The organism is Marmoricola sp. URHB0036, from assembly GCF_000426045.1.
Taxonomy (GTDB): domain Bacteria; phylum Actinomycetota; class Actinomycetes; order Propionibacteriales; family Nocardioidaceae; genus Marmoricola.
Window position 1 is genome coordinate 132,666 of record NZ_AUEP01000003.1, and the last position, 21,518, is coordinate 154,183.

Sequence of the window (21,518 nt, forward strand, 5' to 3'; positions counted from 1 at the left end):
ATCACCCCGCCCCTGCCATCACGGACATCGCCTGGGTGGAGAGCTCCATCATCTTGTCCATCGCCTGGGGCAGCACCGGGAAGGACAGCCCGACCAGGAGCAGGGTCAGGCCGATCTTGGCCGGGAACATCACGTTGATGGCGTTGAGCTGCGGGGCCACCTTGGTCAGCAGCGCCAGCCCCAGGTCGGCGAGGAACAGCACGGCGATCATCGGCAGCGCGATCTGCACCGCGGTCACGAAGAAGACGTGGAACGCGTCGACGAGCACCTCGGTGCCGTGGCTGGTGTCGGGCCGGGCGCCGACCGGCAGGAAGCGGAAGGTGCTGAGCAGCCCGCCGAGGACCAGCATGTGCCCGTTGGTGACGAACAGGATCATCGTGGCGATCATCTGGTGGAAGGTGCCGAACACGGTGTTGGAGTTCATGCCGAGCGGGTCGAAGCCCTGGGCGAGCGAGAAGCCGCCGAACACGTCGATCAGGCTGCCCGCGGCGGCCAGGGCCGAGAGCAGCAGGAAGGTCACGAAGCCCATGGAGGCGCCGATCGCGACCTGGGTGACGGTCTCGGTGATCAGGCCGAACGCGGTGGTCGGCAGCTGCGTCGGGTGCAGGGCCGGCGCGACCGCGAAGGCGAGTCCGAGCGAGAGCACCACCTTGACCATGGACGGCACGGCACGCGACGAGAACGGCGGTACGACGACCAGCCACGACACGATCCGGACCGAGGCGAGGAGGTACCCGATCAGCGCGTCGCCGGGGACGGTGATCTCCACGGTCAGCCCAGCATGGCCGGGAGGCCCTCGAAGAGGTCGATGGTGAAGGACATCAGCGTGTGCAGCATCCAGTTGCCGCAGATGAGCAGCGCGATGCCGACGCCGATCAGCTTCGGCACGAAGGCGAGGGTGAACTCCTGGATCTGGGTCATCGACTGGAACAGCGAGACGGTGAAGCCGATGACGAGCGAGGTCACCAGGATGGGAGCCGAGAGCTTCAGCGCCACCATCATGGTGCGCATCGCCAGCTCGATGATCGAGGTATCGGTCATGGGAGCACCTATCCGTAGCTCGCGATGAGTGACTTGATGAGCAGGCCCCAGCCGTCGACCATGACGAACAGGAGCAGCTTGAACGGGAGCGAGACCATCACCGGCGGCATCATCATCATGCCGAGCGCCATCAGTGCCCCGGAGACGACGAAGTCGATCACCAGGAACGGGATGAAGACGATGAACCCGATGATGAAGGCCTGCTTCAGCTCGCTCAGCACGAAGGCCGGCACGAGGGTGACGAACGGTACGTCGGCCCGGTCCTTGGGCAGGTCACGCTTGGCGACGTTGGTGAGCAGCTCCAGCTGCTCGTCGTCGGTGTTCTTCAGCATGAAGGCCTTGAGCGGCTTGGAGCCGTCCTCCCAGGCCTGCGCGGAGGTCTTGGTGCCGTCCATGTAGGGCTTGAGCCCGTCGTGGTTCATGGCGGTCAGCACCGGCGTCATGATGAACAGGCTCAGGAACAGCGCCAGCCCGGCGAGCACCTGGTTGGGCGGCGACTGCTGCAGGCCCAGCGCGTTGCGGGTCAGTCCGAGCACCACCAGGATCTTGGTGAAGCTGGTGCAGGTCAGCACGATCGCCGGCAGCAGGGAGAGCAGGGTCATCGTGAGGATGACCGACACCGAGGTGCTCGGCTTGTTGGTGAGGCCGCTGAGCTTGACGTTCACCTCGTTGGAGTTCTTCTGCTTCGGCCCCTTCGGACCGGCCGGGTCGGCCGGCGCGGCCGGCAGCTGGACCGCCGTACTCACCGTGGCGGCTGCTGACGCGGGCGCCGAGGTGGTGGTGGCCGCGTTGGCGGCACCGGGAAGCACGAAGATCGACAGCACGAAGCCCGCGAACAGCGAAGCGATGAGCGTCAGCGTGCGCGACCCCGCGCTCACGAAGCTCGTCCGGAAGCGGCACCCAGCGCCTGGCGCCAGGTCTGCGGGGAGAGGATCGAGCCGGCCAGCGGGCCGCTCGTGGCGGCCGGCGCAGCCTTGCGCTTCGGCGCCGGGCGGGCGGCGTGGCTGCCGGGCCGACGAGGCGGTGCCGCCTCCGTGTTCGCCTCGAGGTGCACGGTCGCGGGCGAACGGACCTCCTCCAGCGCGATGATGTGCGAGGCGGGGTCGAGTGTGTTGTCGACCAGGGTGAGGTCGGCGGGACCGTCCAGCTCACCCTCGTCGAGCTCGGCGAGGACGTTGACCTGGTGCTCGGTGGTGCCGAGGACGAGGACGCGGTTGCCGACCTCCACGACGGCGACCGCGGTGCCCCGGCTCAGCGCCTGCCGGTGCACGATGCGCACTGCTGCACCGTTGCGGGGGCGGAACTTGCGCCCGCCGACCTTGACGGTCAGGAGCAGCAGTCCGACGACGACGGCCAGCGAGAAGACCAGCCGTACCGCGAGCTCGACCATGCTCAGCCTGCGTTGGAGTCGAGGATCTGCGTGATGCGCAGGCCGAAGTCCTCGTCCACGACGACGACCTCTCCCCGTGCGATCAGGCGGCCGTTGACCAGGAGGTCCGCCGGGCTGCCGGCGGCACGGTCGAGCTCGAGCACGTCGCCGGGAGCCAGGGCCAGGAGGTCGCGGACCGCCATCCGGGTACGACCGAGCTCGACGGTGAGCTCCATGTCGACGCCGTGCAACATCTCGATCCCGCGACGGGGCGCGATGCCCGGCTGCGGTGACGGGGTCAGCGGCTGGTGCGTCACGTCGGTCGACTCGACGACCGGCGCGTTGGCCGTGGCGGCGCTGGTGGCGGTGGAGAACTCTTCGGTCACGTCGGCAGCCTTCTCGAGGACATCGTTGGTCACGGCGATGGCGGCGGCGGAACCGGCGCCGATGAGGGGTACGACGGTGAAGGGACCGCCGAGGTGCTGGGCCAGCGTCCCGGGGTCGACCTGGCGGGCCGTGTCGGCCGTGAGCCCGAGACCCTGGGCGATCCCGTCGACGGCCGGCTGGACAGCGGCGGCCAGCTCGAGGCCCTGCGTGGGGCTGGAGGCGAGCGCGTCGACCAGCTCCTCGCCGACCAGCAGCCCGACCCGGCCGGTGGGGTGGCCGGTGAGGTTCGCGACCACGGCGCCCGGGAAGCCGGTGCCGACCTCGTCGGTGCCGGGCTGGGCGCCGGCGACGGTCAGCGGGTGCACCGAGGGCAGCACGGTGGAGACGAGGGTGGCGGCGGCCAGCGCGAGATCGGTGTCGACGGTGGTCAGCTGGGTGGTCATCGGTCCTCCTTGGGAGCGCCCACGACGAGGGCGGCGAGCTTCGGGCCCTTGGAGCCCGGAGTGGCGTGCGCGAAGACCGCGTCGTCGGTGGTGACGTCGAGGGGCGCCGCGGCCGGGTGGCTGAGGCGGATCACGTCGCCGACGGCGAGCTCCCCGAGCGAGTCGGGGGAGACGCGCGTCGTACGGAACCGGACGGCGAGGTCGACGGGCACGGAGTCGAACTGGGCCCGCAGCAGCTGGGCCGAGCGGGTGCGGGTGGCGCGCTCGCGGTCGGACACCGGCGCCGGGGCAGCGGCGGCCACCAGGTAGGGGAGCAGCTCGGAGAACGGCAGGCAGATGGTCAGCTTGAAGGGCCGGTCGTCGATGCGCAGGTCGAAGGTGGCGACCGCCATCACGTCGGAAGCGGCGGCGAGCTGGGCGAACAGCGGGCTGTACTCCACGCCCGCGATCTGCGGCTGGCAGTCGAGGACGTTGCCCAGCGAGTAGCGCATCTCGGCGAGCAGGCGCTCGGTGAGCCGCGTCATCACGGTGTTCTCGATCTCGCTCAGGTTGCGCAGAGGCTGCAGGACCGAGCCCGGACCACCCAGGGTGTGGTCGATGCAGGTCATCGCCGCCTTGACCGGCATCTCGAGCACGCAGCGCCCGGCAAGGGGCTCCGCGGTGAAGATGGTCATGTACGTCGGAGCGAGCAGGCCTTCGACATACTCGCCGTAGTTCTGCTGCTCGACCGAGAGCAGCGACAACGTGCAGACGGTGCGCAGCGACGACGTGAACAGGGTCGTCGCCTGGCGCGCGAAGCTGTCGAAGCCCACCTGCAGGATGCGCGAGTGCTCGCGCGAGAGCTGGATGGGTCGACGGAAGTCGTAGGCAACGGCCTTGGACGACTCACGCCCTCCGTGCGCGCCGGTGCCCTCGGCGACGCTCGGAGTAGATGCAGGGGGGTTCACGCCGGTCGAATCGACCGGCGTGGACCAGACCTGAGGAAATTCGAAACTTATTGCGTGACGAACTCCGTGAAATAGACCCCCATGACCTCGTCCTCGTAGAGCTCCCCGAGCCGGTGCTGCAGCTCCTTCTTCAGCGTCGCGCGCTTCTTCGGGTCGTTGACCTCGGCGACCGAGAGGCCGCTGAACTCGCTGATGGTGGCGTCCAGCGCCTTGCTGCCGTCGGCCTCCTTCGTCGAGGCGGTCAGCTGCAGGGCGATCCCGATGCGGAGGTAGTGCTCGCCCTCCAGGTTGATCTGGATCGGGTCGAGTGCGACCACCTCGCCGGGCTTGGGGGCCGCGACCGGCTTCGGCTTGAGCACGAACCAGTAGGCGCCGCCCCCCACGGCGACCAGGGCCACCAGGATGACCAAGATCTTCTTCAGCCCGCCCTTCTTCTTCTCCTCGGGCTCGGACGTGGTTGCCTCACCCTTCTGGGCGGTGGCCGGCATGGCGGTGACGGTCATGGCTTTTCTCCTACGGGAAGGTGCTGGGCCGCGAGGACCCCGGACATCAGGGATCGGGTCTCGGAGGGGAGCGGTGACTGGACGACGATGTCCACGCGCTTGTTGATCTCCTGGGACCCGGGCTTGGCGGGGTCGACGAGCGGCTTCTCGTGGCCGTACGCCGTGGCGGTCATCCGGTCGTTGGGCAGGTTCCAGGTGGAGTGCAGGTAGCGCAGCACCCCGACGGCTCGTGCGGCCGAGAGCTCCCAGTCGGTCGGGAAGTACTTCGGCTTCACCTTCACCTGGTTGGTGTGGCCGTCGATCGACAGCGGGTCGGTCAGCGTCTTCAGGACCGGCGCCAGCACGTCGACGACCTTGCGGCCGCGGGGTGACAGCTCGGCGACGTCGGGCTCGAAGACCACGTGCCGGGAGACCAGGCTGACCACCAGGCCGCGCTCGTCGAAGCGGGTGCTGATGTCGTCCTGGAGGCCGGCCTTCCTGGCGGCCGCGAGGATCTTCTGGCGCACCTCGTCGAGCCGCTTGACCTCGACCTCGGCCGCTGCCCGCTTCCGGTCGGCGGCGCGCGACTCGATCTTCTGCACGGCCTCGTCGACGGCGGTCCGGTTCTTCTCGGGTACGTCGGCGGCCAGGTCGGCAGCGGCCACCGGTGCGGTGATCGCGGTGCCCGGCTCCTCGAGGATCGTGTGCGAGCCGCTGAGGATCGACGTGGGCTGTCCGAAGCCGGCCGCGAGCCCCTCCTTGAGCATGTTGAACTTCTTCTCGTCGACGACGCTCATCGCGAACATCACGATGAAGAGGACCATCAGAAGGGTCACCATGTCGGCGTACGTCACCAGCCAGCGCTCGTGGTTCTCGTGCTCCTCGTGCACTTCTCGGCGTTTGGCGCTCATCTCAGGCCGCCTCTGCGTCGGCGGCGCCCGGGAGCAGCGAACGCAGCTTCTGGGCGACGATGCGCGGGTTGGAGCCGTTCTGGATGGCGGCGATGCCCTCGATGGTGACCTCCATGCGGGACGCCTCCAGCTCGCCGAGGCGCTTGAGGCGGTTGCCGATCGGCAGGAAGATCACGTTGGCCGAGGTGACACCCCAGAGGGTGGCGATGAAGGCGCCGGCGATCAGGTGTCCGAGCTCGGCCGGCGCGGCCAGGTTCTCCAGCACGTGCACGAGGCCCATGACGGTGCCGATGATGCCGATCGTGGGCGCGTAGGCGCCGGCATCGGCGAAGAACTTCGCGGCCTGCTTGTCGGCCAACCGCTTCGCGTAGACCTCGGACTCCAGGATGTCGCGGAGCTCCTCGGGGTCGGTGCCGTCGATGGCCATCGTGACCCCCTTGCGCAGGAAGTCGTCGTCGACGGCCTTGACGGCGTCCTCGAGGGCCAGCAGGCCCTCGCGACGGGCGCGCTCGGCGAGGTCGACGACGGCCGGGATGAGGTCCTCGGCCGAGGCGGCGTTGCCGGTGAAGGCGCGCTTGGCCGACGCAACGGCCTTCTTGGCGTCCTTCATCGTGCCGCCCGCCATCGTGACGAGCACCGTGGTGCCGAAGACGAGCAGGATGGGGGCGATCTCGAGCAGGCTCATCGGGTTGCCGCCCTCCATCACGTTCGCCCCGATGACGACCGCGAAGCCGGCTCCGATGCCGATGGCGGGTGCCGGATCCATCACACCTCCCGGGTGATCGGAGTGACGGGGGACAGGTGGGTCGGCTCGTCGTCGTCCACCAGACCGAGGTCGTCGGGACCGAGGTGGTGGCTCAGCGCGATGATCTCGGCGCGGTAGAGCCGGATCGCCGCGGCGACTGCCGTGGACGACTCCAGGACGACGTACTTCTTGCCGTCGACGAGCGAGACCACGGTGTCCGGGGTGACGTCGATACGTTCGATGAGGTCGCAGTTCAAGACGAACGGCTGACCCGAGATTCTCGTGAGCGCAATCACGACGCACCCTCCTAGTGCCTACACCTGTGATGGCCTTCCTTGGCCAGGTACGACTTCCATCGGCCGGACCCACCCCGACCTGAGCGGACTCGCCCGATCCGGCGGAAAACTTCCATCCCCGACCGGGCACTTCTGGTTGCCGGGAGCTCGCTGACCGGGCTCCTTTGGTTGCCGGGAGCTCGCTGACCGGGCTCCTTTGGTTGCCGGTTCGGGTCCCACGAGCAGCCAGAACTGCCCGGTCGGCGTACGTCTGCCAACCAGAACTGCCCGGTCGGCGTACTTGCGCCAACCAGAACTGCCCGGTCGGCATGCCAACGGGGGACCGACGACGTGGTGGTGCGTGTCGTCGATCCCCCGGGGCGCAGCCGTGGCTGCGGGGCGCTGGGTCAGCGCTTGATGTTGACGAGGTCCTCGAGGACCTGGTCGGAGGTGGTGATCACCTTGGAGCTGGCCTGGAAGCCGCGCTGGGCGAGGATCAGGTTGGTGAACTCCTGGGCGAGGTCGACGTTGGACATCTCGACGGCACCGCCCTGGATGTCGCCGTTCATGCCCTGGCCGGGGATGCCGAGCTGGGCGGCGCCGGAGTTGGCGGACTCCCGGAAGGAGGTCTCGCCGACCTTCTCCAGGCCCATCGGGTTGTTGAAGTTGGCCATCGCCAGCTGACCGAGCTCACGCTGGCTCTCGTCGGAGAACACGGCGCGCAGCTTGCCGTCGCCACCGATGTTGTACGACGTCATCTGCACGCCCGGGTCCACCGGGGGAGTGAGGCCCGAGTAGTCGAGGGACATGTCGATCAGCCCGCCGGTCGGGTTGCCGCTGGCGTCCAGCGCGTAGCCCTGCACGCGACCGCCGGTCGGGTTCACCAGGGTGCCGGTCTCGTCGAAGCTGAAGGAGCCGGCGCGGGTGTAGAGCTGCTCGCCGTTCTTCTGTACGACGAACATGCCGTCGCCCTGGATCATCAGGTCGGTCGCCCGGCCGGTCGTCTGGGTCGAGCCCTGGTTGTAGTTGGTGCTGGTGCCCGCGACCTGTACGCCGAGCCCGACCTGGATCGGGTTGGTGCCACCGCGGGCGGCGTTCGCGCCGCCGGCGGCCGTGAGCATCTGGCTCAGCGTGTCGGAGAAGACGGTGGAGCTGGACTTGAAGCCGATGGTGTTGGCGTTGGCGATGTTGTTGCCGGTGACGTCGAGCATGGTCTGGTTGACGCGCAGGCCGCTGATGCCGGCGAAGAGTGAGCGAAGCATGGTGGTTCCTCTCGATGGATGGGTGCTGCTAGACGGTGGTGGTGGGGCTGCCGGTCGTGCCGGTGGTGGTGCTGGTGGACGCGGACGCGGCAGCCGCCGTACCCGCCTTGACGGTCTGGACCTGGCTCAGCGCGACCTGGCTGTCGCCCACGTCGAGCATCGGGCCGTCGGTGCCGAAGGTGACCCCGGTGACGCTCCCCGACTGGGTGGCGCCCTGGGCGTCGGTCCAGCTGATGGTGCGACCGACGAGACCGCTCGCTCCGAAGGCCATCTGGCTGGCGACGAGCTGCTGGGTCTGGTCGGCGACCGCCTGCATCTTCTCCAGGGCGGTGAACTGCGCCGACTGGGCCAGGAACTGGCTGGAGTCGGTGGGGTTCATCGGGTCCTGGTACTTCATCTGCGCGACCAGCAGCTGAAGGAACATGTCCTTGTCGGCCGACTTGCTGGTCGTCGTGGTGGCCCCGGTGTCGGTACCGGTCGTCGGTGCGGTGCCGAACATGCCGGTGTAGGACACCGGTTCGGTTGCTCCGATGGACATGCGTCCTCCTCACATCCGGAGGTCGACCCCGCCCCGGCTGGGGACGCGGCTGACCTCGTGGATCGAACGGTCCCCGCGGGTGCGGGAGCCGTGGTCGTGGTCGGTGCCGTCCGTGGCCGTACTGCCGTCACCCATCCGTGGCTGACGAGAATCGTGGTGGTGCTCGGTGTCGAAGCGTCCGGTGAAGGACGCGTTCTGGCCCTGCTGCTCCGTGGTGTCGGAGAAGGTCTGCGTGCTCGCGCTCACCGCGACGCCCCGGAGCTCGGCCAGGGTGAGGCGGTGGTCCTTGACGCCGATGTGCTCGAGAGCGCGCGTCAGGTCGGCGGCCGAGTGGGCCAGTGCCTCGCGAGCCTCGGAGCCGGCGGCGAGCCGCACGTGCACGTCGCCGTTGCGCACGGTCAGCACCACCTTGACCTCGCCGAGCGCCTTCGGGTTCAGCTCGAGGGTCACGCGGTGCACGCCCTCGCCGGTGGTGACCAGCCTGGTCACCTCGGGGATCACCTGGTGCACGACGGGGCGTGGTGCCGGTGTCCCAGCCGCGTCAGCGGTGGTGACGACAGGGACCGACGCCACCGGGTTCGCGGGCGCGGCCGTCTGCGTCGGCGCTGCCACCGGCAGAGCGGGCAACGGTGCTGGGGCGGTCGAGGTGTCGGGTGCGCTGTCCTTCGGCTGGTCGGCGCTCGCAGAGGCCGCGCCTGCGTCGGTCGTGACAGGAGCCGTGGGCCTCTCGGTCGGTGCCGTCTGCGCGCCTCGCAGCGGTGCCGTGGCCGTGGCGTCGACCTCGGGCAGCGCTTCGGTCGCCGGGGCCTCGGTGCCGATGGCCGGGACCGGGAGCACCAGCGGAGCGGGTACGACGAGCGCGGCGATCGCTGCGTCAGACGCAACGGTCCCCACGGCGTCGCCCGAGTCCCCGGAGGCGTCGTCGCCGTCGGCGGGCTTTCCGTCGGTCGGCTGGCCGGAACCGTGCGCGGCCGGGGTCGTCGGGAGGGTGCCGCCCACGCCGAGGGCGAGCTGGATGGCGAGCGCGAAGGCGGCCGCCGCACCGACGTCGGTGGCCGGCGGGTTGCCGAGCACACCCGTCGGGAGGGCAGCAGGGATCGGGGACTCGACAGCCGTGGTGCTCATGCGGCGTTCCCCAGCATCGCCATGATGTTCTTCACGTAGTGCTGCGTCTCGGCGTACGGCGGGATGCCGTCGTACTTCATCACCGCACCCGGGCCGGCGTTGTACGCCGCGAGCGCGAGCTGGGTGCTGCCGAACCGGTGGGTGAGGTCGCGCAGCATCCGGGCTGCCCCGTCGACGGCCTGGGCCGGGTCCAGCGAGTTGCTGACGCCGAGGCCCTTGGCGGTGCCGGGCATCAGCTGCATCAGGCCGCGGGCACCCGCCGGGCTGACGGCGTCGGCGCGGTAGCCGGACTCCTGCTTGGCGACGGCGGAGAGCAGCGCCGGGCTGACGCCGTAGCGGGCACCGGCCTGGTTGAACAGGTCGGCGTACGGCACACCCGAGACCTGGCCGCCGGCGACGCGAGCCGCGGAGACCTGACTGGTGCCGCTGACCGCGTTGTCCGGCAGGATCCGGCGGATGTAGTCAGGGGTGGACGGGACGTCGACGAGCCGGACGTTCAGACCGGTGCGCGGCGCCTCGATCATCTTGCCGTTGCCGACGTAGATGGCGATGTGGTCGGCACCGTTGTTGCGGCTGGAGTTGTTCCACGCCAGCAGGTCGCCGGGCTTGGCCTGGGACAGGTTGGCGACCGCGGTGCCCTGGCGCGCCTGGTCGGCGGAGAGCCGTGGGAGCTCGATGCCGAACTTCTTGTAGACCTGCTGGACGAGGCCGGAGCAGTCGACGCCCTTCTCCTTGGAGTTGCCGCCCCACACGTAGGGCAGGCCGAGGAACTCCTTGGCCTCGGCGACGACGGCGTCGCCGGTGGTGCTCCCGCTGGCGCTCGCAGAGTCGAGGGCCTGGGAGAAGGAGGCCCCGTTGGCCGCCTGGAGCGACGAGGTGCTGACCGGCGTCAGCAGCGCCAGCTGGGACTGGAGCTCCTGGATCCGGGAGGTGACCGCGCCGACCGTCACGAGACCACTCGCAGGTGCCGCTGGCGACGCCACTGCTGACCGGCGACCTCGTCCTGGACCTTGGCCTGCGCACGGGCGTGCTCGGCCTGGGCCTGGGCGATGCGTCGCTCCTGCAGCATCTCGATGGTGCGCAGGCGGATCCGGTCCTGCTGCCAGTGCGACTGGGCGGAGACGGCGAGGTTGCGGGCGGCCTCGAGGGACTCCCGGGCGTCGTCGACCGCCTGGCCGAGGGCGAGCAGGCCCTGGCGCAGCGCGATGAACTCCTCCGGCGTCGTGACCGTCCGCGAGGACAGGTCGGCCAGGCGGTTCTCGATCGCCGTCAGCTGCTGCTGGGAACTCTCCACCTCGCGCAGGGCGAGGTGGAGGCCGGCCAGGCTGTCCTGCTCGCGCACACGGCGGACCCGCTCGACGGCGTCGAGCGAGTGCAGGTTGCGTCCGTTCATGAGCTCAGGAGTCCGTTCAGTCGTTGCCACGTGGTGGCGGTGTCAGTGGGGTCGTCCATGTCCTGCTGGAGGAACGCCTCGATCCGGGGCATCCGGGCGAGCGCCTGGTCGGCGTCGGGGTTGGCGCCGGGCACGTAGGCGCCGATCTCGACGAGCTCGCGCACGTCGCGGTGGGCCGCGAGCATCCGCCGCAGCTGGCGGGCGTCGTGCTGCTGCTCGCGAGTGGTGACGGCGTTGGTGACGCGCGAGATGGACTCCAGCACGTCGACGGCCGGGAAGTGGCCCGAGGTCGCGAGCCGGCGGGAGAGCACGACATGGCCGTCGAGGATCGAGCGGGCGGCGTCACCGATCGGGTCCTGGAGGTCGTCGCCCTCGACGAGGATCGTGTAGAGGCCGGTGATGCTGCCCGCCGTACTGGTGCCCGCACGCTCGAGCAGCCGGGGCATCAGGGTGAACACGCTCGGCGGGTAGCCGCGCGTGGCCGGGGGCTCGCCGGCCGACAGGCCGATCTCGCGCTGGGCCATGGCCACGCGGGTCAGGCTGTCCATCATCAGTACGACGTTCTTGCCGGTGTCGCGGAAGAACTCCGCGATCCGCGTCGCCACGAACGCCGAGCGCAGTCGCTCGACGGGCGGTGCGTCGGACGTGGCGACGACGACCACCGAGCGCGCGAGACCCCCCGGCCCGAGGTCGTTCTCGATGAACTCCCGGACCTCACGGCCACGCTCGCCGACCAGCGCGATCACGGAGACCTCCGCGTCGGTGCCGCGGGCCACCATGGAGAGCAGGCTCGACTTGCCGACCCCGGAGCCGGCCATGATGCCGATCCGTTGCCCGCGACCGCAAGGCACGAGTGCGTCGAGGGCGCGTACGCCGAGCCCGACCTGGTGGTCGATGCGCGGGCGGGTCAGGGCACCGGGGGCGGGGTTCTCCACCGTCACGCGGGGCAGCCCGTCGATGGCGGGACCGCCGTCGATCGGACGACCGAGGCCGTCGAGCACACGACCCCGCAGCGCCTCGCCGACGCCGATGGTCAGGGGGCCCCCGGCAGCGTGCACCGGCGCACCGATGGTCAGGCCGGCGGTCGAGCCGAGCGGCAGGCAGACCAGGCCGGTCGGGCCGCTGGCCACGACCTCGGCCAGCACGGGAACGGCGCTCTCGACGGAGAGCAGGTCGCCGACGGCGGCCTGGAGGCCGGTGACCCGCAGCTGCAGGCCGAGGAGCTCCGAGACGCGACCGAGGCGTGCGGGTCGGGCGGCGCCGCGGGCACGCTCGAGCACGGCGGTGCTGAGCGGGCTCATCGCAGTGCCTCCCGGACCCGCGCGACGGCCCGGTCGACCCGCAGGTCGACGACGTGGTCGTGCAGCTCCACCAGCGCATCGGCAGGGGAGAGGGACGGGTCGACGATGACGGTGATCGACGAGGGCAGGTCGGCCGCGACGGCGTGCTTGGCCACCTCGGGGCTGAGCTTCAGGGTGGCGGCGGCTTCACCTTCGGGGAGCACGTCCAGCGCCCGTCGTACGACGTCGGCCGGGGTCTGCTCGTCGGCCCGCTGGCCCAGCACCTCGGCCGTCACCGCGACGGCCAGGCCGGCGGCCTGCTCGCTGAGGCGACGGCACAGCTCGGACCGGGCGACGTCCAACCCGTTCGCTGCCTCCCGGAGGGCGGCGACGGTGGCGGCGTGCTCGGCCAACCGCTGGGTGCGCTCGCGCTCGGCCCGCTCGGTGCGCTCGGCGATCGCCTGCTGCTCCGCGGCCTGCGCCTCGCGGACGCCCTTGGCCCACCCGATGGCGTAGCCCTGGGCCTCCGCCGTCGCGCGGGTGCGCTCGGCCAGGCTGGACAGGGTGTCCTCGGTTGCGACGTCGCCCAGGGCAGCGCCCGAGCCGAGCCGGGTCCAGGTGCCGGCGCGGAGGTCCGGCGTACGAGGTGTGTACGCCGACCCCGCCTCGTCGGCCCGCAGCACGCGGGTCTCAGACGACGAAGTCATCGTCGTTCCCCCTCCGCAGCATGATCTGGCCCTGCTCCTCGAGCTCACGGATCGAGCGGATGATGCCCTGCTGGGCCTCCTCGACCTGGGTCAGGCGGACCGGGCCGAGGATCTCGATCTCGTCGATCAGGTCGGCCGCGGCACGCTCGGAGAGGTTGGAGGTGATCTTGTCGCGGACCGTCTCCGAGACACCCTTGAGCGCGAGCGCGAGGCTGCCGGTGTCGATGGAGCGCATCACCAGCTGCACCGCGCGGTCGTCGAGCTGGACGATGTCCTCGAACATGAACATCCGGCTCCTGACCTCCTCGGCCAGCGCGGCGTCGAGCGACTCGAGCCCCTCGACGATCTGGCGCTCGGTGGAGCGGTCGGAGCGGTTGATGATGTTGACCAGTGGGTCGAGACCGCCGACGCGCGACATGTCGGCCGGCTGCAGCATCGAGGAGAGCTTGCGCTCCAGGGTGCTCTCGACGGCCTTGATGGTGTCGGGCGTGGTGCGGTCCATGACGGCGATGCGGTGGGCGATCTCGGCCTGCTGCTCGGAGGGAAGCCCCGACAGCAGCAGCGACGCCTTCTCGGCCGACATGTGTGCGAGCACCAGCGCGATCACCTGCGGGTGCTCGTCGGAGATGAACGAACGCAGCTGCGCGGGGTCGACCCGGCGCAGGAACTGGAACGGCATCTGCACGGCGGCGGCGTTGAGCCGGTCGATGATCTCCGCGGCACGGTCGTTGCCGAGGGACTGCTCGAGCAGCTGTCGGGCGTAGGCCAGGCCGCCCTGGGCGATGTGCGAGCGTGCGGTCATCAGGTCGCGGAACTCACCCAGCACGACGGCGTTCTCGTCGGCGCCGATCGAGTCGAGGCGAGCGATCTCGGCGCTGACGGCCTCGACCTCGGCCTCGCTGAGCTTGTTGAGGACGGCCGCGGCACGCTCGGGGCCGAGCTGGATCAGCACGATGGCGGCCTTGCGCAGACCCAGGGTGGCGACGCTCTGGCTCATCAGCGCTCCACCAGCCATCCGCGGAGGAGGGCGGCGACGTCCTCGGGCTGGTTCTCGACCAGCGCGATCAGCTCCTCGCGGACGTTCTGCTCCTCCGAAGCCTCCAGGCTGAGCAGTGCGGTCGCGGGGTTCTCGATCGCGCGGTCCTCACGTCGTGCGGCGTCGTTCTTCAGCTGCTCGACGACGTACGTCGTGGCCTCCTTGCGCTGCTTGGCCTTGCGACGCCCGCGGATCCAGGCCGCGAGCAGCCCCAGCAGCACCAGCACGGCGATCGAGATATTGCGGAACATGTTCATGCGGTCTGCCTTGGCGGCTGCGGCGGCCTCCGTCTTGGTGTCCTTGGCGGCAGCCTTCTCGACGGTGCGGTCGAACGGCAGTGGCTGGACGAAGACCGTGTCGCCCCGCTTGGTGTTGATGCCCAGCGCAGCCGTGATCATCTTCTCGATCGCCGCCGGGTCGTTGTTGGCCGCGGCGGTGCGGTCGAGGGCGACGCCGATGTGCAGGGAGTTGATGCCTCCCGGTGCGCTCTCGATCTGCTGGGTCTCGGTGTTCAGGGCGTTGTCGGAGGTCTCCGATGCCTTCTTGTACGACGAGCCCGCCGTACCGCCCGTGGTGGTGGTGCCCATCTGCCCGTCGGGTCCGACGACGCCCGAGGCGGCCGCCGTACCGGCCGGGCCGGTGTAGTCCTCGGAGTTCTTCGACGTCGACAGGGTCAGGCCGTTGGGGTCGGCCGGCGTGTACTTGCGCAGCTCGGTCGTGGTCTTGTCGAAGTTGAGGTCCGCAGTGACCTGGACGGTCGAGTTGCCGGGGCCGAGCACGCGGTCCAGCAGCGCCTGGACCTGTGCGGCCTTCTCGTCCTGGAAGTTGGTGACGTACTGGTCACGCGAGCTCGCGACCGCGCCGCCGATGGAGTCACTGGTGGAGAGCAGCTTGCCGGTGGAGTCGGCGACGGTGACCTTCTCCGGGTCCATGCCGTCGATGCTCGCGGCGACCAGGTGGACCACCGACTGCACCTGCTCGGGGCTCAGCGTGCTGCCGAGGCGGGTGGAGACGAGGACGGACGCGGTGGGCGGGTCCTGCTTGTCGGCGAAGACCTGCTTGGCCGGCAGCGCGAGGTGTACGACGGCCGACTGCACGCCGTCCATCGCCTCGATGGTCTTGGCGAGCTCGCCCTCCATCGCCCGCTTGAAGTCGGTCTGCTCCTTGAACTGCGAGGTGGACAGGTCCTGCTGGTCGAGGAGCGAGTAGCCGCCGTCGCCGCCGCTGGGCAGGCCCTCGCCGCTGAGCTTGATGCGCGTCGTGTAGACGTCGTTCTTGGGCACCATCACGGTGTCGCCACCGTTGGTGATCTTGTACTTGACGCCCTGGGTGTCGAGCTGGTCGATGACCGCCGACGCGTCCGAGGAGGAGAGGTTGCTGAACAGCGGGGCGTAGTCGGGCTGAGAGACCCAGCGGAAGACCATCACGCCGGCGAGCAGCAGGGCTCCCGTGCCGAGCACGGCGACGACCTTCTGACCGGCCGTGAAGCCGGAGAAGCTCCGCTGGTAGCCGGAGAGCCTGTTGAGAACTAGATCCTTCATCACACCGGCATCCGCATGATCTCGTTGAACGCCTCGAGGGCCTTGTTGCGCACAGCCACGGTCAGCTGCGTCGTCACCGCGGCCTCGGAGGCCGCGATCGTGTAGTGGTGAATCGCGTCGAGGTCACCGGTGGCTGCCTTCACGGCCAGCTGGTCGCTCGTCGACTGGACCGACTGGAGCCGGTCGATGCCGTCGAGGACGAGGTTCCCGAACTCCTTCGAGCCGTCGACGGCGCTGGACCCGGCGGCGCCCTTGACGCCGCTGGTCGCGTCGAGCTGCGGAGTGGCGAGCGGGGTGAACCCGCTGACCGCCTCGATCCCGGAGACGCTCATCAGCCACGTCCGATCGAGAGCGCCGACTGGTAGGTCTCCTGCGCGTCCTTGGTGACCTGCACCGAGGCCTGGAAGCCGCGTTGGGCCATCACGAGCTCGGTCATCTGGGTGGCCATGTCGATGTCGGGGGCCCGCACGTAGCCGTTCGCGTCCGCCATCGGGTGGTCCGGCTGGTACTCGAGCCGGCCGGTGGGGTCGCCCTCGGCGATGCCGGCGACCTCGACGCCGCCGCCCTGCTGGGCCTGGGCGACGACGCTCTGCGCCTGGAAGGCGCTGCCGCTGGTCGGCTTGATCGTGTTGACGTTGGCGATGTTGTTGGCGAGCGTGTCCAGCCAGGTCTGGTGGAAGCCGAGGCTGGAGCCGGCGATGCGCAGCATGTCGAAGGCACCCATCACTGACCACCGATGGAGTCGTGGAGACGCGTGAACTTGTCGTTCACGGCGCGGGTGAGCATCTGGTACTGGTACTGCGTCTGGACCGCGGACAGGGTCTCCTTGCGCAGGTCGACGTTGTTGCCGTTGGCGCCCACGGGCGTGTCGGTCGGGGTGGCCTCGACGTGCAGACCGCCGTCGGAGGCGGCGGTGATGTCGCCGCTGTCCACCGCCTGGCGCAGCGAGCTCTCGAAGTCGACGCTCATCGCCCGGAAGCCGGGGGTGTCGACGTTGGAGATGTTGTCGGCGGTCACCTTCTGGCGCATGGTGACGCCGTCGAGGGCGAGACCGAGCACGCGACTGACGGCGTCGGATACGGCCAAGGACACGGCGATGCCTCCGGGGATGGAGAGGGGCAGCCGGTCCTTCGGCGGGGTGGGAGCGATCCGTGCTCGATGGTCTCTTCGGCCGGACTAGCCCGGGCCTGAGGGAAAGCCCAAAGATTGGGACAAATAGCCCCAATATTCCTGAAGCGCGTCGTCAGCCGGTGACGTTGAGGTAGCGCGGCGCCGAGTCCTGCGGGTCGCGGAGGCTCTCCACGTAGACGCGGTGCTGGGTGGTCGTGCGCAGGGCCAGCACGACCTTGTCGAGCACGGCACCCTGGCGCCGGTGGATGTCGACGGCCCGGGGCAGCAGGTGGATCGGCATCGGCGCGCTCGGCGACGGGGCCACCCAGTTCTTCTGGTCCATCGGCTTCATCGCGACGAGCAGCCGCTCGATGCGGATGACCTCGAGCTCGAGCCGGTCCAGCTCGACCTCCCACTCCAGGGTCAGGTCCTCGGCCCGGTCGCGATCTTCGGGACTCGTGGGGTGGCTCATGCCGGGACCGCCGTACGGGTGAGGGAGAGGGCGGCCTCGCGCCACGTGTCGGCGACCTGGGTGACGATCTGCAGGCACTCCTCGGTCACCGCGGAGTCGCGGCGGATGTTGGCCAGGACGAGCTGCTGGTAGAGGTAGTCGTAGAGGGCGGCGAGCTCGGCGCCACCCTGGAAGCCGTCGGGGTCGAGGCTGACGCGGAGCTCGGTCACGATCGCCTGGGCGTGGACCAGCTGGTGGTGCGCCGTCTCGTGGTGGCCGGCGACCTGCGCGCCGAGGGCGCGCTGCACGTCGAGCACGAGTCGGTCACAGAGCATCACGAGGAGCCTGCTGGGGTCTGCCGTGGCCACCGATGCATCCATGTAGGCGGCGCGGGCGTCAGTCATCATCATGTTCTTGCCTTCCTTGGCTTTTACGATGATCCGGATAGGGACTTGATCTGTCCTGCGAGCCAGCTCGACTGGCTGGTCATCTGGTTCATCGCCGTCTCGAGGGCGGTGAACTGGTTCTGGAGCGTCGTACGACGCAGCTCGAGGCGCGTGTCCCAGGTCTCGATGTTGTCCTGGAGCTCCTTGATCTCCGAGGTGTGACCGGTGATGGCGGCGGTGATCGTGCCGGTGTACTTGTCGCTGGCCTTGTCGGCGATGGTCGCGACCCGGGCGGCGAACCCGTCGACGGTGCCGGAGGTGAACTTCGAGGCGACCAGCGCCGGGTCGGCGGCGTACGCGGTGGCGAACTTGTCGGCGTCGAAGACCAGCTTGCCGTAGCGGTCGGTCTGCAGGCCGACGTCGGCCATCGTGGTGTTGTCGCCCGGGTAGACAGCGTTCAGCAGGCTGTTGCGCAGGGTGCGCAGCGCCGCGTCGCCGGACAGCGGGCCCGAGGTCTTGGTGTCCGCGTTGTAGGAGGTGAGCGTGTCGATCTGGGTGAGGATCGCGTTCACCCCGTCGACCATCGCCTTGACCGAGCCCTGCACCTTGCTGGTGTCCTTGGCCACCGTCACCTCGACGGTGGTGCCCACGGCACCCGTGGACACGGTGAGGTTCACGCCGGGGACCACACCGGTGAAGGTGTTGGTGGGGGAGTGGATGGTGTCGCCGCCCAGGGTGATCGCGGCGTCGCGGCCGGCCGAGACAGCGGCACCGCCGAGCAGGTCGGTGCCGTCGGTATTGGCCAGGGTGAAGTCGGCGGCCGCGCCCGTCTGGGAGGCCGTGACGACGAGACGGAAGGTGCCGTCGTCGAGCTTCACCTTGGCCGCGGTGACGCCGGTGCCGCCTCCGTTGAGCGCGTTGACCAGACCGTCGAGGCTGCCGTTGCCGGTGTCCAGGGTCTTGGTGACGCCACCAGAGGTGAGCGTGACGCTGGTGCCACCGGTGACGACGACGCCGTTGCCGGCGGCGGTGTTGTTGAAGGTCAGCCGGTGCGCAGCGGCCGTCTGGTCGACGGAGAAGCTGAACGAGCCGCTCGCCACGCCGCCGGTGGTGCTCACGGCGACGGCGGTGCTCGAGGAGGTCGCGGTCAGGGCGTTGAAACCCGTGCCGGAGGACAGGTCTTTGGCCTGGGTCAGCAGGGCGGCGACCTTGGTGTTGATCGCCTGCAGGTAGCTGACGTTGCTCTGCTCGCCCGTCAGGGTGGTCTTGAGCCGCGTCTGGGGCTCGGACTCCACGGCCATCAGCTGCTCGATGATGGAGGCGGTGTCGAGGCCGCTGGAGAGGCCGCTGACGGAGGCGGTGGAGGTGGCCATGTCCCGATCCCCTTACAAGTCCTGGTGAGCCGCTGTCGTTCCTAGATGGAGCGAGCTCCGGCGAAGGGGCGAAGTACCCCCTCGCCGGAGCTCATGGTGCCTGTGCTGCTGATCGGGTGGATCAGCCGCGGAGCAGGCTGAGCACGCTCTGCGGGGCCTGGTTGGCCTGAGCGAGCATGGCGGTGCCGGCCTGCGACAGGATCTGGGAGCGGGTGAAGTTCACCATCTCCGAGGCCATGTCGGTGTCCCGGATGCGGGACTCGGACGCGGACAGGTTCTCGATCGCCACGTTGGTGGAGTTGATCGTGTGCTCGAACCGGTTCTGCACCGCACCGAGCTCGGCCCGCTGGGTCGAGATCGCCGTGATGGCGTCCTGCACCGTGGTGCTGTCGGTGATCACCGCGGTCGAGGTGTCGACGGCGCCGAGGGCGGTCGCCGAGACGTCGATGGTGTCAGCGGAGTCCGAGCCGACCTGGAAGGTCAGCGCGCTGCCGCCGAACAGGGCGACACCGTTGAACTTGGTGTTGTCCGTGATCCGGGTGATCTCCGTCTGGAGCTGGTCGAACTCCGCCGACAGCGCAGCCTGCGAGTCGGTGTTCTGCGTGCCGTTGTTGTACTGCACGGAGAGGTCGTTCATGCGCTGCAGCATGCTGTGGACCTCGGTCAGGGCACCTTCAGCGGTCTGCGCGACCGAGATGCCGTCCTGGGCGTTCCGCACGCCCACCTTGAGTCCGCCGACCTGCGAGCGCAGGCCCTCGGAGATCGCGAGGCCGGCGGCGTCGTCGGCAGCGCGGTTGATGCGGAAACCGCTGGACAGCTTCTCCAGCGACTTGGACATCTCGCCCTGCGTGACCGACAGGTTGCGGTAGCTGTTGAAGGCGTCGATGTTCTGGTTGATACGGAGACTCATGATGGATTTCCTTCCTGGATGGTTGAGTCGAACTGCTGGAGCCCGTCCTTGGGCTCCGTGCCAGACTCATCGGCCGGGTCGGAAACCTCCTGAGAGATTTGCCGAAGCTTTTCTCAGAGGTTGCGTGGTGAGGGGCTGTCGAGCTGCACGCACTGGAGCGACGCCCAGCCGACATTCGCCCTCACCGCGCGACCTCTAGGCAGTTGCGTCCAGGGCAGCGGTGCGCGGCCCACGCTCGACGCCGGCGGCGTGACGAGCGGCGACGGCGGAGTAGTAGGACTCGCGGCGACGGGCGATGCAGCCGGTGCTCTTGCCGGTCTCGACGACCGACTCGGGCTCGAGTGCACGGTCCATGGCGCCGCGTAGCAGGACGAGGGCCTCGGCCCGGATCTGGGAGACCCGCGACTCGGTGACGCCCAGCTCGGCCGCGATCTCGGCCATCGGGCGCTCGGCCAGGAAGTACTGCTCGACGACGATGCGCAGCCGCTCGGGCAGCTCGGCCACGGCCTCGACCACGTAGGTGAGGCGCTCGCGGTCCATCACGATCTGCTCGGGGGTCGGTCCGGCCGTGGGCATCAGGTGCTCGAGGTCGGAGTCCTCCGAGGAGCCCTGGATGGAGAGGACCTGGGCGCGGGCGATGTCGTCCTCGTTGCGGGCCACCTCGTCGGCGGAGAGCCCCAGGGCCGAGGCGACCTCGGCGTGGGTCGGGATGCGACCGAGAGCGGTGGCGAGGCTGTTGCGGGTCTCGTCCAGGTCGCGGGCACGGCGGCGTACCGAGCGCGAGGCCCAGTCGACGCTGCGCAGCTCGTCGAGGATCGCGCCGCGGATGCGGGTGGTGGCGTAGCTGGCGAAGGGAACGCCCCGGCTCGCGTCGTACGCCTGCTGCGCCTGGACCAGCGCCATCATGCCGGCGGAGGTCAGGTCGTCCCGGTTCACGTGGCCGGGGACGCGCCCCATGGTCTCGCGCACGACGTGGGCCACCAGCGGCAGGTGCTGGCTGATCAGCTCGTCGGCGGAGAGGGCGGGAGCAGGAGCGGCGGAAGAGAGAACGTTGGTCACGAGAGAGGACTTTTGACGTAAATGTCCGCTTTGGCAGCAAAAGCTGAGTGGAAGTTGTCTAGCCCAACAAACTGGGGACATAGGTCCCCATTCGGGATAGTCCGGACGGACTACCCCGGTCCAGTACTGGGCTGGTTCTTGCTGGACCAGTGCCTCCCACTTTTTTCTCCGATCGCTCAGGCTTTTTCCTCAGCCACCTCCGGCGGGCGCCGATGAACAGGGCATGACGCCTCGATGACGGGGTGAACGATTGTTGGGAAGAGGACCCGATGGAGAAGCTGTCGCAGATCCTGTGGCGCGAGCGAGAGCTCCTGGACTCCTTGCTGTTCAAGCTCGAGATGGAGCAGCTCGTCCTGGGAAGCGGACGCACGCGCTGGCTGGCCCGCGCCGCCAAGGAGGTGGCGCTGGTGCTGGAGATGCTGCGCGAGACCGAGATCCTGCGCTCCGTCGCGGCCGACGAGGCTGCGGAGTCCATCGGCCTGTCCAGCAACCCCAGCCTGCGCAGCCTCGCCGAGGCGGTGGACGAGCCGTGGCGCTCGATCCTGCTCGACCACAAGGAGGCCTTCGAGACCGTCAGCCGCGAGATCACCGCGATGGCCGAGACCAACCGTGAGCTGCTCACCGTCGGCCTTCGCTCCGCGCGTGAGGCACTGCTCAGCCTCGAGCAGGTCGCCCAGGGCTACGCGCCCGACGGTGCCGCGGTGATGACCGAGACGGTCCCGCGCCTGGTGGACAGGAGCTTCTAGT

At 69.5% G+C, this 21,518-nt stretch carries 28 protein-coding genes; 1 reads left to right on the forward strand and 27 read right to left on the reverse strand.

Translation table 11 applies throughout. The features are described 5' to 3' along the window. Position 1: 1 nt before the first annotated feature. The 27 genes from H976_RS0100620 to H976_RS0100750 all read right to left on the reverse strand — a co-directional run bounded on the left by H976_RS0100620 (position 2) and on the right by H976_RS0100750 (position 20,771). Positions 2–769: a flagellar biosynthetic protein FliR gene (locus tag H976_RS0100620; protein ID WP_027859945.1), complete on the reverse strand. Its 768-nt coding sequence runs from the start codon at positions 767–769 to the stop codon at positions 2–4. Positions 770–771: 2 nt separating this feature from the next. Next, positions 772–1,041 (reverse strand): flagellar biosynthesis protein FliQ, encoded by a 270-nt coding sequence (gene fliQ / locus H976_RS0100625; protein ID WP_027859946.1) that lies wholly within the window; start codon positions 1,039–1,041, stop codon positions 772–774. An 8-nt stretch (positions 1,042–1,049) separates the two neighbouring features. Continuing rightward, positions 1,050–1,919 (reverse strand): flagellar type III secretion system pore protein FliP, encoded by an 870-nt coding sequence (fliP, locus tag H976_RS0100630; RefSeq protein ID WP_027859947.1) that lies wholly within the window; start codon positions 1,917–1,919, stop codon positions 1,050–1,052. Continuing rightward, the gene (locus H976_RS28370) at positions 1,916–2,431 is read right to left on the reverse strand and encodes a flagellar biosynthetic protein FliO (protein ID WP_051275864.1); all 516 of its coding nucleotides are present in this window, start codon (positions 2,429–2,431) and stop codon (positions 1,916–1,918) included. The genes fliP and H976_RS28370 overlap by 4 nt, the downstream gene beginning before the upstream one ends. A gap of 2 nt (positions 2,432–2,433) precedes the next feature. Next, positions 2,434–3,240, reverse strand: a complete 807-nt coding sequence (gene fliN / locus H976_RS0100640) for a flagellar motor switch protein FliN (protein ID WP_027859948.1) — start codon at positions 3,238–3,240, stop codon at positions 2,434–2,436. Further along, positions 3,237–4,187 (reverse strand): flagellar motor switch protein FliM, encoded by a 951-nt coding sequence (locus H976_RS23815; RefSeq protein WP_051275866.1) that lies wholly within the window; start codon positions 4,185–4,187, stop codon positions 3,237–3,239. The genes fliN and H976_RS23815 overlap by 4 nt, the downstream gene beginning before the upstream one ends. A gap of 47 nt (positions 4,188–4,234) precedes the next feature. After that, entirely contained in the window at positions 4,235–4,690 is a 456-nt protein-coding gene (gene fliL / locus H976_RS0100650; protein WP_027859949.1) for a flagellar basal body-associated protein FliL, read from the reverse strand. Beyond that, positions 4,687–5,580, reverse strand: a complete 894-nt coding sequence (locus H976_RS0100655) for a flagellar motor protein MotB (protein ID WP_027859950.1) — start codon at positions 5,578–5,580, stop codon at positions 4,687–4,689. Before H976_RS0100655 ends, fliL begins: the two co-directional genes overlap by 4 nt. A gap of 1 nt (position 5,581) precedes the next feature. Further along, positions 5,582–6,346 (reverse strand): flagellar motor protein, encoded by a 765-nt coding sequence (locus tag H976_RS0100660; protein ID WP_027859951.1) that lies wholly within the window; start codon positions 6,344–6,346, stop codon positions 5,582–5,584. Further along, the gene (locus H976_RS0100665) at positions 6,346–6,621 is read right to left on the reverse strand and encodes a flagellar FlbD family protein (protein WP_027859952.1); all 276 of its coding nucleotides are present in this window, start codon (positions 6,619–6,621) and stop codon (positions 6,346–6,348) included. Before H976_RS0100665 ends, H976_RS0100660 begins: the two co-directional genes overlap by 1 nt. Positions 6,622–7,007: 386 nt before the next feature. Further along, positions 7,008–7,862 carry a flagellar hook protein FlgE gene (locus H976_RS0100670; RefSeq protein ID WP_027859953.1) on the reverse strand — a complete coding sequence of 285 codons (855 nt, stop codon included), beginning with the start codon at positions 7,860–7,862 and terminating at the stop codon, positions 7,008–7,010. Positions 7,863–7,890: 28 nt separating this feature from the next. Beyond that, complete coding sequence (locus tag H976_RS23820) at positions 7,891–8,400, reverse strand: flagellar hook capping FlgD N-terminal domain-containing protein (RefSeq protein ID WP_036223875.1); 510 nt, start codon at positions 8,398–8,400, stop codon at positions 7,891–7,893. Between the two features lie 9 nt (positions 8,401–8,409). Next, complete coding sequence (locus tag H976_RS0100680) at positions 8,410–9,525, reverse strand: flagellar hook-length control protein FliK (protein ID WP_027859954.1); 1,116 nt, start codon at positions 9,523–9,525, stop codon at positions 8,410–8,412. After that, the gene (locus tag H976_RS23825; protein WP_036223879.1) at positions 9,522–10,475 is read right to left on the reverse strand and encodes a transglycosylase SLT domain-containing protein; all 954 of its coding nucleotides are present in this window, start codon (positions 10,473–10,475) and stop codon (positions 9,522–9,524) included. Before H976_RS23825 ends, H976_RS0100680 begins: the two co-directional genes overlap by 4 nt. Then, positions 10,472–10,918, reverse strand: coding sequence for a flagellar export protein FliJ (locus tag H976_RS0100690; RefSeq protein ID WP_027859955.1), 447 nt, complete (start codon positions 10,916–10,918; stop codon positions 10,472–10,474). The genes H976_RS23825 and H976_RS0100690 overlap by 4 nt, the downstream gene beginning before the upstream one ends. After that, the gene (locus tag H976_RS0100695) at positions 10,915–12,219 is read right to left on the reverse strand and encodes a FliI/YscN family ATPase (RefSeq protein WP_027859956.1); all 1,305 of its coding nucleotides are present in this window, start codon (positions 12,217–12,219) and stop codon (positions 10,915–10,917) included. The genes H976_RS0100690 and H976_RS0100695 overlap by 4 nt, the downstream gene beginning before the upstream one ends. Further along, on the reverse strand, positions 12,216–12,905 hold the full coding sequence (locus H976_RS0100700; protein ID WP_155917855.1) for a FliH/SctL family protein: 690 nt from the start codon (positions 12,903–12,905) through the stop codon (positions 12,216–12,218). The genes H976_RS0100695 and H976_RS0100700 overlap by 4 nt, the downstream gene beginning before the upstream one ends. Continuing rightward, positions 12,889–13,902 (reverse strand): flagellar motor switch protein FliG, encoded by a 1,014-nt coding sequence (gene fliG, locus H976_RS0100705; RefSeq protein WP_027859958.1) that lies wholly within the window; start codon positions 13,900–13,902, stop codon positions 12,889–12,891. Before fliG ends, H976_RS0100700 begins: the two co-directional genes overlap by 17 nt. Beyond that, entirely contained in the window at positions 13,902–15,482 is a 1,581-nt protein-coding gene (fliF, locus tag H976_RS0100710) for a flagellar basal-body MS-ring/collar protein FliF (RefSeq protein ID WP_027859959.1), read from the reverse strand. The genes fliG and fliF overlap by 1 nt, the downstream gene beginning before the upstream one ends. Continuing rightward, positions 15,482–15,814: a flagellar hook-basal body complex protein FliE gene (gene fliE / locus H976_RS0100715; RefSeq protein WP_027859960.1), complete on the reverse strand. Its 333-nt coding sequence runs from the start codon at positions 15,812–15,814 to the stop codon at positions 15,482–15,484. The genes fliF and fliE overlap by 1 nt, the downstream gene beginning before the upstream one ends. Continuing rightward, positions 15,814–16,206, reverse strand: coding sequence for a flagellar basal body rod protein FlgC (locus tag H976_RS0100720; protein WP_027859961.1), 393 nt, complete (start codon positions 16,204–16,206; stop codon positions 15,814–15,816). Before H976_RS0100720 ends, fliE begins: the two co-directional genes overlap by 1 nt. Next, positions 16,206–16,574: a flagellar basal body rod protein FlgB gene (flgB, locus tag H976_RS0100725; RefSeq protein WP_027859962.1), complete on the reverse strand. Its 369-nt coding sequence runs from the start codon at positions 16,572–16,574 to the stop codon at positions 16,206–16,208. Before flgB ends, H976_RS0100720 begins: the two co-directional genes overlap by 1 nt. A gap of 151 nt (positions 16,575–16,725) precedes the next feature. Next, positions 16,726–17,064, reverse strand: a complete 339-nt coding sequence (locus H976_RS0100730) for a hypothetical protein (protein WP_027859963.1) — start codon at positions 17,062–17,064, stop codon at positions 16,726–16,728. Continuing rightward, positions 17,061–17,447: a flagellar export chaperone FliS gene (fliS, locus tag H976_RS0100735; protein WP_231388753.1), complete on the reverse strand. Its 387-nt coding sequence runs from the start codon at positions 17,445–17,447 to the stop codon at positions 17,061–17,063. The genes H976_RS0100730 and fliS overlap by 4 nt, the downstream gene beginning before the upstream one ends. A 26-nt stretch (positions 17,448–17,473) precedes the next feature. Continuing rightward, positions 17,474–18,802, reverse strand: a complete 1,329-nt coding sequence (gene fliD / locus H976_RS0100740; RefSeq protein WP_027859965.1) for a flagellar filament capping protein FliD — start codon at positions 18,800–18,802, stop codon at positions 17,474–17,476. Between the two features lie 121 nt (positions 18,803–18,923). After that, complete coding sequence (locus H976_RS0100745; RefSeq protein ID WP_027859966.1) at positions 18,924–19,712, reverse strand: flagellin; 789 nt, start codon at positions 19,710–19,712, stop codon at positions 18,924–18,926. A 195-nt stretch (positions 19,713–19,907) separates the two neighbouring features. Further along, positions 19,908–20,771: a sigma-70 family RNA polymerase sigma factor gene (locus H976_RS0100750; protein WP_051275872.1), complete on the reverse strand. Its 864-nt coding sequence runs from the start codon at positions 20,769–20,771 to the stop codon at positions 19,908–19,910. 269 nt (positions 20,772–21,040) lie between these two features. Here H976_RS0100750 and H976_RS0100755 point away from each other — a divergent pair, with 269 nt between their 5' ends. Further along, the gene (locus H976_RS0100755; RefSeq protein ID WP_027859968.1) at positions 21,041–21,517 is read left to right on the forward strand and encodes a flagellar protein FlgN; all 477 of its coding nucleotides are present in this window, start codon (positions 21,041–21,043) and stop codon (positions 21,515–21,517) included. Position 21,518: the final 1 nt, after the last annotated feature.